Consider the following 10,294-nt stretch of genomic DNA (forward strand, 5'->3'; position numbering starts at 1 on the left):
TATGGTTAGCCGGTGGAAGGGACACCGTTCGGCCGGTACCGGCTGATTGAGCTGCTCGGTCGCGGCGGCATGGGTGAGGTCTGGAAGGCCTACGACACCACCATGAAGCGCGTCGTCGCGATGAAGGTGCTGCCTCCGACCTTCGCCGACGACGAGCAGTACCAGGTGCGGTTCCGCAGGGAGGCACACGCCGCAGCCGGGCTCGATGAACCGCACGTAGTACCGATCCACGATTTCGGTGAGATCGACGACCGCCTTTTCGTGACGATGCGCCTGATCGACGGAAAGACCGTCCAGGAGCTGTTGGCCGACGGTCCGCTGGCACCCGAGCGCGCCGTCTCGATCGTCGAGCAGATCGCTGCCGCGCTCGGTGCCGCGCACGGGGTCGGGCTGGTGCACCGCGACGTGAAACCCGCCAACATCCTGGTCACGCCAGACGATTTCGCGTACCTCATCGACTTCGGCATCGCGCGCGCCGCCGGCGAGACCAAGCTGACCCATACCGGCGCCACGATCGGCACGGTCGCCTACATGGCTCCCGAGCGGTTCACCAGCGACCGGTGCGACGCGTGTTCCGACATCTACGCGCTGACGTGCGTGTTGCACGAATGTCTGGTCGGCGCCCCACCGTTTCCGGGCGACAGCATGGAGCGGCAGATCACCAGCCACCTCTATTCGGATCCGCCGCGGCCGTCGACCATGCGGCCGGGAATTTCGGCATATATGGATCAGGTCATCGCCACCGGAATGGCCAAAGACCCCGAACTGCGTTATGCCACAACGAAAGACCTCGCCGTCGCGGCCCGCGCCGCGCTGAGCGCACCGGTGCAGCCCGCCCAGCCGGTCGCGCCGTCCGCCTGGGGCGCCCCGGCGGTCCCCTACCCGCCGACCGGCCCTGAGTCGTATCCCGCGCACGCGCACACTCAGTACGCGAACCCGGCGCAAGGTCTGGGTGCCGGGTCCGCGCAGTGGTCGTCGCCCCAGATGGCGAATGCCCAACCGGCACAATCGTGGTGGCGCAACTCGGCGGTGGTGATCGTCGCGGCATTGGTCACGGTGGTCATCCTCGGAGGTGCCGGCGTGGCTTATGTGATGTGGTCCGACACCGGCTCGGGCGATCAGCCCCAGGCGACGAATGACCCGAGCGCGCAACTGTTTCCGTCGAAATCCACCGGCACCGGCGGGACGGGCGCGTACCCGACCGGGAGCATGTCCACACCCGCCTCCAGCGTCGGATCGACGCCGCCGGGACCGAGTCAGTTGCAGACCGCAGACGGTCTGACCAATCTGATCGGGACCATCAAAGCGAAGTTCGGGGACGCCATGGGTTTCAAGCTCGTGGTCTACCCCGACTACGCGATCATGGATCGCGTCTCTCCCACCAACAAGCACGTCGACCAGAGCTTCATGTATCGCGGCGGCAGCTGGAGCAAGTGGGGCTCGGACACCAGCACCAGTTCGTTCGACGTGCTGGCGGATCTCGGCGCCATCAACGCACAGGCGGTGGCCGCCACCATGGCCGGCGCGCCGCAACAAATGGGCGCGGAGCCCGGCTCGCCGCTGTACCTGATCATCGAAGGCGAAGAGGGCGGGGGCCTGGGTCTGGCGATTCACTCCACCGCACCGGGGACCGGATACATCCAGGCCAATGCCGACGGGTCCATCAAGCAGATCTATCCGCCGTAACGGGCGCGCGTCCGCCCAGTAGTAACGGAGCGATTGCTCTGTTACTGTGATCAGGTGCCCCGTCCCCGTGTCCACGACCTCGATGCGGTGCTCGACGCCGCCGAGTCGCTGGCCGTCGAGGTCGGGCCGGCCGGCGTCACCACCCGTTCGGTGGCCGCGACGGCGGGTGTCTCCAACGGCGCCATCTATCACAACTTCGGCTCGCGAACCGAACTCGTCGCCCGCACGTGGCTGCGTGCCGCCCGCCGATTCCTCGACGTGCAAACAGAATTGGTCGACGCCGCACTGACCGACAACGCCGCCGATCCGGTGGACGCCGTCGTCGCCGCCGCGCAGGCCCCGGCGGTGTTCTACGAACGCCGGCGGCAGTCGGCTCAACTGGTGTGGCGGGTGCAGCGCGACCAACTGCTCGGCCCCGACCTGCCGGAGCCGCTCGCGGCCGAACTCAAGGACCTCGACCGCCAACTGGTCGACCTGATGGTGCGGCTGTCGTCGCACCTGTGGAACCGCCGCGACGGCGCGGCGGTCGACGCCATCACGGTGTGCATCGTCGATCTACCGACCGCAATCATCCTGTCCCGCAACAGAATCAGCAACAGCTGGGCCCGTGACCGGCTGACCGCCGCGGTCCGTGCCGTCCTCGCCGACGAACCCACCCCAACCAGGAGGAAACAACCATGACCATCACCGTCAGCTACCAGGACAAGATCGCCGTCCTCAATCTCGGCGACGACGAGAATCGTTTCTCCCTGGGCTTTCTCGACGACATCAACGCCGCGATCGACGATCTGGTGGCGGGCGGCGCTCAGGGGCTCGTCACCACCGGCGCCGGGAAGTTCTACTCCAACGGGCTGGACCTCGACTGGCTGATGGCGCACGGCGACCAGATGCAGTCGTACGTCGGACGGGTCCACGCGCTCTTCGCGCGAGTGCTGACCCTGCCGATTCCGACGGCCGCCGCGGTAAACGGGCACGCCTTCGGCGCCGGCGCCATGCTCGCGATGGCCCACGATTACCGGACCATGCGCTCGGACCGCGGGTTCTTCTGTTTCCCCGAGGTCGACATCCGGATTCCGTTCACCCCGGGTATGGCAGCACTGATCCAGGCCAAGCTGACTCCGCAGGCCGCGATCGCGTCGATGACCACGGGCCGGCGATTCGGTGGCGACGACGCCGCCAAGTACGCACTGGTGGAGGTCGCCGCGGCCGAGGACGCGGTGGTCCCCGCCGCGGTGGAACTCGTGCTTCCGGTGGCGGGCAAGGATTCGGCGACCATGGCCGCGATCAAGGCGACGATGTTCGGCCCGGCGATCGCGGCGCTGCGGGCCGAGTAACGGCCCCGCGACCGGGCCCGACGGGCAGCTCGCTGCGGGGTCCGATGGGCAGCTCGCTGCCGCCGCCTGATAGGCATAAGAGCGTGGGACAGAACGAGCGCAAGAAGATCGTGATGAGCGACGAGGAGATCGTCGAGTTCATCGATCGGAGCCGGACCGCGACCATGGCCACCGTCCTGGCTGACGGCCGGCCGCACCTGGTGGCCATGTGGTACGCCGTGCTCGATGGCGAAATCTGGTTCGAGACCAAGGCCAAGTCGCAGAAGGCGGTCAACCTGCGCCGGGACTCGACCATCACCGTGATGATCGAGGACGGCGACACCTACGGCACGCTGCGCGGAGTCTCGATCGACGGCACTGCCGAGATCATCGATGATCCCGACACCTGCCTGCGTGTCGGTATCAGCGTGTGGGAGCGCTACACCGGCCCGTACACCGACGAGATGCGCCCGTTCGTCGACCAGATGATGAACAACCGCGTCGCGGTCCGCGTGGTGCCGGGCCGCATGCGCAGCTGGGACCACCGCAAGCTGGGCATGCCGGACATGCCGATCAGCGGCTCGACCGCGCAATACCTGAACCAGGAGTGATCTCGGCGCGCCCCGTATCACTCTCCGATACGGAGCGCGCCCAAACCACTCAGGCCCGGTCGACCAGCGGCGCGTATTCAGGGTGCTTGGCGATGTATCCGCTGACCATCGAGCACTGCGGGACGATGCGTAACCCTGCGGCCCGGGTCGCGTCCAATGCTTCGGCAACGAGGATCGTCGCCAGCCCACGGCCGCCGTACTCGGGCTGAACTTCGGTGTGCGGGAAGATGCGTCGGCCGTCCCGGTCGATGTAGTCGATCAACCCGACCGTCTTGCCGTCGACGGCGATGGTGAATCGTCCGGCTTCCGCGGTGACGGTGGTGGGTGCTCCGGTCTTGTCGGTGGTGCTCACAGTGGCCATGGAAGCCACGGTAACCCTCGTGCGTAATCCGCCGCCCGCGCTGCCGCCCCCTCAAACGGCAGCGTGGGCAGCGGGGTACTACGCGACTTCGAGGAAGATGCGGCGCTGACGACGGACCGGGTAGCCGTTGGCCTCGGCCAGCGACCGCAGCTGCTTCATCGCGAACGTCCGGCCGCGGCCCTCGTCGGCCGGGATGACGATGCCGGCCCAGAGGCCTTCGGCGCGGGGCAGTTCGACGGCGTCACGCGCGCAGGCCCAGCGGCGCGGGCACTGCCGGCAGAGGCTCTTGGCCTCTTCGCTGGCGATCGTCGTCCACTGCTCCGGGCTCCGGGTGCACTCACCGAGCGGCAGGCCGTCCATGGCAATTGCGGTCATCGGAGTACTCCTTTGTTGTTGCGCTGCGACTGTTCCGTCGCGGTTGAGAAGAATCTATAGCACCAGACTGCAGTAACGCAACAGTTAAACCGTAGCGTTAGATGAATACGCAGGTCAGAGGCTCACAGGCGACCAGAAATCATCCGAATGGTCCGGAATAACATTGGTGAAAGTCGTCGTTTGGAGGGGGTGTACGGTCTAACTGAAGCGTTTGGCGCCGCACCGATACGGTTCAGTGACTGTTAACGCAATAGTTATGCGGGACGGAACGGGTTAAGCTGTACCGGACTGCCGACAGCGCTCCGGATTTCATGTTGAGCGCGGGCCGCAAGGATGGGAGGTGACCTCGGTGCCGAACATCGATCCCGATGACGTCACCGAGTACATCGCCCTGCCTGCAGTCGATCCCGGAATGGAGCGCGCGGGGGCAGCCGCGGCCGCCCGCCGGCGCGAACTCGACATCAGCCAGCGCAGTCTGGCGGCCGACGGCATCATCAACGCCGGAGCGCTGATCTCCTTCGAAAAAGGGCGCAGCTGGCCACGCGAGCGGACCCGCCTGCGCCTCGAAGAGGTGTTGCAGTGGCCGCCCGGAACCATCGCACGGATCCGCAGTGGCGAGCCCGTGCCGACACAGGCATCGGTGGGGCCTCAGGCGCAGGCCGCACCCGCCCCGGCGTTGACCAACGCGGGTGAGGTTCCGCTGATCGCGCAAGCCGTCGTCGCCGCGGTGAACACGTTGGGTGCCACGGCCGACGCCCTGCCGGCGATCGAGGACTCCGAGTTCACGCCGTGGGTCACGCAGATTCTGTCCGACCTGCGGCAACTCGAGGCCGTCGCTGCCAGCGCCGCCCGGCTCGGGCCGGTATCGCCGCCGCTGATCAAGGCCTTGGGACTCGTGCGCGCACGGATCGACGAGCTGACGTTGCTCGGCGCCAAAGCCCCCACCGCGACGCTCGGGCAGCGGCTGTATGCGGCTCGCCGCGGTGCCAATCTGACCATTCAGGAGACAGCCCTCGCGGCCGGCGTGCCCGAGGCCGTCGTGGTCGGCGCCGAAGCCGAAGCGGCGGTGTCCGACCAGGACAAGCAGTTGGTCGAAAAGCTGCTTCTACAGCTCGTCTAAGCCGTAGCGGGCGTCAGGAACGCTCGCGGTGGCGGTCGTCGCTGGTCGGGAAGTTCGCGGCGAGCAGGGCGGCGATCTCGATGAATTTGCGCCGCGTCGCCGGCGCCATTTCCCGGGTGCCGGCGATGACGCCGCCCGGTCGCAGGTGCCCGTCGAACGGGACCTCGACGACCGCCTGTCCCTGCCCGGCGAACTGCTGGGCCAGGACCGAGCGGGTCCGCTTGTCGGCATGCCCGTCAGAATCGTTGAGTACCACCACAGTTCGCTGCAGCAGACCGTTGAGGCCGTGTGCGGCCAGCCAGTCCAGCGTCTGCCCGGCCGCGCCGGCGCCGTCGACCCAGGGCGACGAAACCACGACGAGCGCGTCCAGGTCCCGCAGCACCTCCTGGGTGACGGGGCTGTCCATCGTGGAGCTGCAGTCGACGATCGAGATGGTGAAATGACGATCCAGCCGGGACGCGGCCTCCCGGTAAACCGCGGGATCGAGCACCCGGCGCCGTGCCGGGCTCGCCTCACCGGCCAGCACGAACAACCCGGCGGCATTGCTGCCGACCCGGTTGCGGATGTCGGCGAAACTCTCCAGGTGCTGGTCGGCAGCCAACTCCCAGTACGAGCTCAGGGCCTTGGGGTCGACACGGCTGCCGAGCTTGCCGAACGCGGTGTCGGCGTCGACGGCCACCACCCGGTCCTCCTGCCGGAGTTCGGCAAACAGCGATCCGAGCGAAGCCGACACCGTCGTCTTGCCGACGCCGCCCTTGCCCATGACGCCGACCTTGTAGTGGCCCGACAGCGCCGACCGGATCCGGTTGATCTGGTGGGCCTCCTGGATCTCATCGGGTGACGGACCGAGGTTGACCAGGCCGAATGTCGCCTTGAACAACGTCTTGCGCCAGCCACGACCGGGCTCGGGCTTGCGGGCCCGGAGCAGGTCGTCGCGGCGGATGGCATCGGCGTACGACCCTGGTGGCGTGAAGTGCCCTTGGGGACCGTGCGGCCAGGGCTGATGAGGATGTGGTCCCGGCTGCATCGGACCGGGCTGCATCGGACCGGGCTGGATGGGGCCGGGCTGCGGTGGGTAGCCGGTCCGGCGCTGCAGCGGTTCGGTGTGCTGCATGCCGGTGTTGTTCGCGGCCGGATCCACGCGGGGCCAGGCCGGCGGCGTGTTCACGGGATGTCCGGCAAAAGCGCTTTCCGGGGGGTTGTGCTGCGGTTCGAAGTGGTCAGTCACCGAATACGCGCTTTCTCTCCTCGGTTCGCTCGACGCAGGTGCCAAGACGCGGATGCCATCCCAGTATCGACCACGTCGGCGCCGACAGTGGGATGGCTGGGCCCAATGCCGGTGTCGGCCATTTGCCGGACGTCGCGGTCAGGCCGACCCGGGTGGTGTCAAATTCATTGACTATCAAAGGTTTTCGGTGCGCGACGGAAACCGTCCACCGGTGCGTCGCGCCACCGAATTGGTGCGGACCGGTCGCCAGGCCCGCTGGTAGGCTCGATGCGGGTTGTGGGGAAGCGCTGTGGGGGTGGTGTGGGGCCGCCCGCGCAGGTCAGATGCCGTGACTCGCGTAGGAGTTTGGCCATCGGCCTGCCGTCCGTGGGGTGGCGTACCAAGATGGTCACGGAGGACAGCGATGCCCGGCGCTCAGCGCTGGGACAGGGGGTGGAGCCGAGATGCAGCGGGTGGACACACGCACCGGGCGTAATGCCGGGTCGGCTGGTTCGGAGCGGTTGTCGTGACCGGCCCGTACACCGCGGCCAGCACCGCCTCGGGCGGTATCGACGACGTCATCGCCGTCGAGGTCACGATCGACGGCATGTTGGTCATCGCGGACAAGCTCGGTCTCATGGATTTCCCGACGAGCCTCGGCATCCGGCCGAACATCCCCCAGCTGGACCTGCGAAACATCGTGTGGGAGCAGGTGCGCCGCGACCTCACGGCGCAGGGCGTCCTCGACCTTTACGGGAACCCGCATCCGGAAGTCGCCGCGATGGTGGACACCCTGAGCCGCGCCGACCGCACCATCGAGGGCCGCTGGTGGCGCCGCGACGTCGGCGGGAAGATGCTGCGTTTCGTGGTCTGTCGCAAGGGCGAACGGCATGTCGTCGCAGCCCGTGACGGCGAGCTGCTGGTCGTGCAGCGGGTCGCCCCGCAGGTCGGCCTGGCCGGCATGGTCAACGCCGTGCTCGGCTCGGCCAACCCGGCCAACGTCGAGCCGCTGACCGCGTCGTCCAGCCGTCTCGCCGACTCCCGCACGCCCGAGCAGCTGACCCAGTTCGGCATCAGTCTGAGCTCGGCGCGGACGTATTCCGAACTCATCGGCAACCCCGACTCGTGGGTGGAACTGACGGCCAACGAGCGGCACGAGGGCGGCACCTACAGCCAGGCCGATGTGGCCGCCGGCGTGCTCGACTCCCGGCTGGGCCGCATCGTGTCCCTGCCGCGGAAGGTCAGCGGCGAGTTGTACGGCAGCTTTCTGGCCGGCACCGACGAGAACCTGGAACGCGCCCTGCAGGGGTTGTTGGAGTTCCTGCCGTCGCGGTCCTGGTTCGACACGCCCTCCGCGGGCGCCGCCGCCGACGACTACCAGGACTGACGTTGGCGGCCCATCAGAATGACGGGTTCGATGACGACGAACCGGGTGAGCATCCGGACGACGAGTCGGACGACGATCTCGGCGGCGCGCTCGACTACCTATACGCCGACGACGACGTGTTCACTCCCGCCGTCGGCGCCGAAGACGACGCGCCGTCCATCGATGGCGAGCCCGTCCCGTTCGGGTACACGGTCGCGAACCCGCCGCAGACGGTGACGGTCACCGCCCTCATGGACGGCCGGATCCATCGGGTCCGGCTCGCCCCAGCCGTCACCGCCATGTCGGAGGCCGAACTGGCGGAGGAAGTTCTCGTGATCGCCGGGCTGGCCCGTCAGGACGGCAGGTCGGCGCAGTACGACGTCATGTACTCGGGACTGCGGGAACTGGGCCACGACCGTGCCGAGGCCAAGGATTTCCTGTCGCGCAATCTCGACCTGCCGTCGCCCGAAGAGGCCGCCGCTACCCGCGCCCACATCTTTGCCACCAGATATTCAGGGGAAGTAGACGCACATGAGTGACCAACTCGCCGCCATGTTCAACAATGCCGTCGGCATGCTGGATACCGCGCCGGCGCGTTCGATGCAGCTGTTCACCGAGATCACCTCGGCCGACGAGACTGCGTGCGACGCGTGGATCGGGCGGATCCGGTGCGGCGACGCCGACCGGACGACGCTGTTCCGGGCCTGGTACTCGCGCGGCAACCTCGGGATGCTCGCCGGACAGGCCGAGGTGTCACTGGCGCAGGTCAACGCGCGGGTGCGGATCGGCGGCGAGCTCGGCGACATCACCTACCCGGTGAACTCGCCGCTGGCGCTCACGCTGGCGTTCGCGGTCAACGAGGCCGCCGAGGGCAACTACGCCGACGCGCTGGAAGCCGTCGAGAGCGCGGCGGTCGGCGGGTCCGAGCATCTGGTGGCTTGGGTCAAGGCCGTCATCTACACCGGCGGCCAGCGCTGGACCGACGTCATGGAGGTGCTCCGCGGTTCGGAGAGCTGGCCGGACGCGTTCCTGGCCGGCGCCGCGGGGGTGGCCCGTGGTGTCGCCGCGGCCAACCTCGGACTGTTCACCGAGGCCAAGGACAAGCTGACCGAGGCCAACGAGTCGCCGGCGGGCACGGCATGCGGCCGGCCGATCGCCTGGTATCTGGCCATGACTTTCCGCGACCAGGGCAACGAGGAGGGCGCCCGGCGCCTGCTGGAGTGGCTGCAGGCCAATTTCCCGGAGCCGAAAGTCACTGAAGCGCTTCGTGATCCGAATTACCGGCTGCAGACCACCACGACGGAGAAGATCGCGGCCCGCTCCGACAAGTGGGATCCGAACAGCGTCGTGGCCGACACCTCGGCGCGGGACAAGATGCTCACCGATGCGCAGGCCGAACTGGACCGGCAGATCGGTCTGGCCAAGGTCAAGGAGCAGATCGAGACCTACCGCGCCGCAACGCAAATGGCGAAAATCCGGGCCGCGCGCGGTATGAAGGTGGCGCAGCAGTCCAAGCACATGATCTTCACGGGGCCGCCGGGAACCGGCAAGACCACCATCGCACGCGTGGTCGCGAACATCCTGGCCGGCCTCGGCGTCATCTCCGAGCCCAAGCTGGTCGAGACGTCCCGCAAGGACTTCGTCGGCGAGTACCTGGGCCACACGGCGGTGAAGACGTCGAAGGTCATCGACCGGGCGCTGGGCGGCGTGCTGTTCATCGACGAGGCCTACACGCTCATCCAGGACGGGCTGCAGGGCGGCGATGCTTTCGGTTCCGAGGCCATCGACACTCTGCTGGCCCGCATGGAGAACGACCGGGACCGACTGGTCGTCATCATCGCGGGGTACAGCTCGGACATCGATCGGCTCCTCGAAGCGAACGACGGGCTGCGGTCCCGCTTCGCCACCCGCATCGAGTTCGAGTCCTACTCCCCCGAGGAGATTGTCGAGATCGCGAAAGTCATTGCCAAGAGCAATGATTCGCTGATCAACGACGAGGCGGCCAAGCACGTGCTGGAAGCGGCGACCACGTTGTACCAGCACGAGCTGAACGGCAAGCCGGCCATCGACATCGCGGGTAACGGCCGTTACGCGCGCCAGCTGGTCGAGGCCGGTGAGCAAGCCCGCGATATGCGCCTGGCCCGTTCCATGGACATCGAGAGCCTCGGTGTCGAAGCGCTCAGCGAGATCACCGGCGATGACATGGCTTCCGCGATCGGCGGGGTGCACCGGCGACTGAACATCGGCGAATAACC

General features: G+C 67.7%; 11 protein-coding genes. 8 read left to right on the top strand and 3 right to left on the bottom strand.

The genetic code is table 11. The annotated features are described in order from the left end of the window. Positions 1-12 precede the first annotated feature (12 nt). From ACWW1C_RS00225 to ACWW1C_RS00240, 4 genes are all read left to right on the top strand, one after another. A complete protein-coding gene (locus tag ACWW1C_RS00225) occupies positions 13-1,686 on the top strand; it encodes a serine/threonine-protein kinase (protein WP_455981550.1) in 1,674 nt (557 codons plus the stop codon). A gap of 54 nt (positions 1,687-1,740) precedes the next feature. Continuing rightward, positions 1,741-2,367 carry a TetR/AcrR family transcriptional regulator gene (locus ACWW1C_RS00230; protein ID WP_455981551.1) on the top strand — a complete coding sequence of 209 codons (627 nt, stop codon included), beginning with the start codon at positions 1,741-1,743 and terminating at the stop codon, positions 2,365-2,367. Then, positions 2,364-3,020 (top strand): enoyl-CoA hydratase-related protein, encoded by a 657-nt coding sequence (locus ACWW1C_RS00235; protein WP_455981552.1) that lies wholly within the window; start codon positions 2,364-2,366, stop codon positions 3,018-3,020. The genes ACWW1C_RS00230 and ACWW1C_RS00235 overlap by 4 nt, the downstream gene beginning before the upstream one ends. Before the next feature lie 83 nt (positions 3,021-3,103). Then, positions 3,104-3,610: a pyridoxamine 5'-phosphate oxidase family protein gene (locus ACWW1C_RS00240; RefSeq protein WP_455981553.1), complete on the top strand. Its 507-nt coding sequence runs from the start codon at positions 3,104-3,106 to the stop codon at positions 3,608-3,610. 49 nt (positions 3,611-3,659) lie between these two features. Here the strand turns inward: ACWW1C_RS00240 and ACWW1C_RS00245 are convergent, their stop codons facing one another. Both ACWW1C_RS00245 and ACWW1C_RS00250 read right to left on the bottom strand, forming a co-directional pair. Beyond that, complete coding sequence (locus ACWW1C_RS00245) at positions 3,660-3,971, bottom strand: GNAT family N-acetyltransferase (RefSeq protein ID WP_455981554.1); 312 nt, start codon at positions 3,969-3,971, stop codon at positions 3,660-3,662. Positions 3,972-4,049: 78 nt separating this feature from the next. Beyond that, complete coding sequence (locus tag ACWW1C_RS00250; protein WP_455981555.1) at positions 4,050-4,346, bottom strand: WhiB family transcriptional regulator; 297 nt, start codon at positions 4,344-4,346, stop codon at positions 4,050-4,052. A 412-nt stretch (positions 4,347-4,758) separates the two neighbouring features. Between ACWW1C_RS00250 and ACWW1C_RS00255 the strand changes: the two genes are divergently transcribed. Next, complete coding sequence (locus ACWW1C_RS00255; RefSeq protein ID WP_455984491.1) at positions 4,759-5,466, top strand: transcriptional regulator; 708 nt, start codon at positions 4,759-4,761, stop codon at positions 5,464-5,466. 13 nt (positions 5,467-5,479) lie between these two features. Here the strand turns inward: ACWW1C_RS00255 and ACWW1C_RS00260 are convergent, their stop codons facing one another. Next, entirely contained in the window at positions 5,480-6,694 is a 1,215-nt protein-coding gene (locus tag ACWW1C_RS00260; RefSeq protein WP_455981556.1) for a MinD/ParA family ATP-binding protein, read from the bottom strand. Positions 6,695-7,199: 505 nt separating this feature from the next. Between ACWW1C_RS00260 and ACWW1C_RS00265 the strand changes: the two genes are divergently transcribed. The 3 genes from ACWW1C_RS00265 to eccA are packed head-to-tail and all read left to right on the top strand — an operon-like array spanning position 7,200 to position 10,292. Beyond that, complete coding sequence (locus ACWW1C_RS00265) at positions 7,200-8,060, top strand: ESX secretion-associated protein EspG (protein WP_455981557.1); 861 nt, start codon at positions 7,200-7,202, stop codon at positions 8,058-8,060. A gap of 2 nt (positions 8,061-8,062) precedes the next feature. Further along, positions 8,063-8,578 (top strand): YbaB/EbfC family DNA-binding protein, encoded by a 516-nt coding sequence (locus tag ACWW1C_RS00270; protein WP_455981558.1) that lies wholly within the window; start codon positions 8,063-8,065, stop codon positions 8,576-8,578. Continuing rightward, positions 8,571-10,292: a type VII secretion AAA-ATPase EccA gene (eccA, locus tag ACWW1C_RS00275; protein WP_455981559.1), complete on the top strand. Its 1,722-nt coding sequence runs from the start codon at positions 8,571-8,573 to the stop codon at positions 10,290-10,292. Before ACWW1C_RS00270 ends, eccA begins: the two co-directional genes overlap by 8 nt. Positions 10,293-10,294: the final 2 nt, after the last annotated feature.

Source organism: Mycobacterium sp. HM-7 (genome assembly GCF_053852335.1).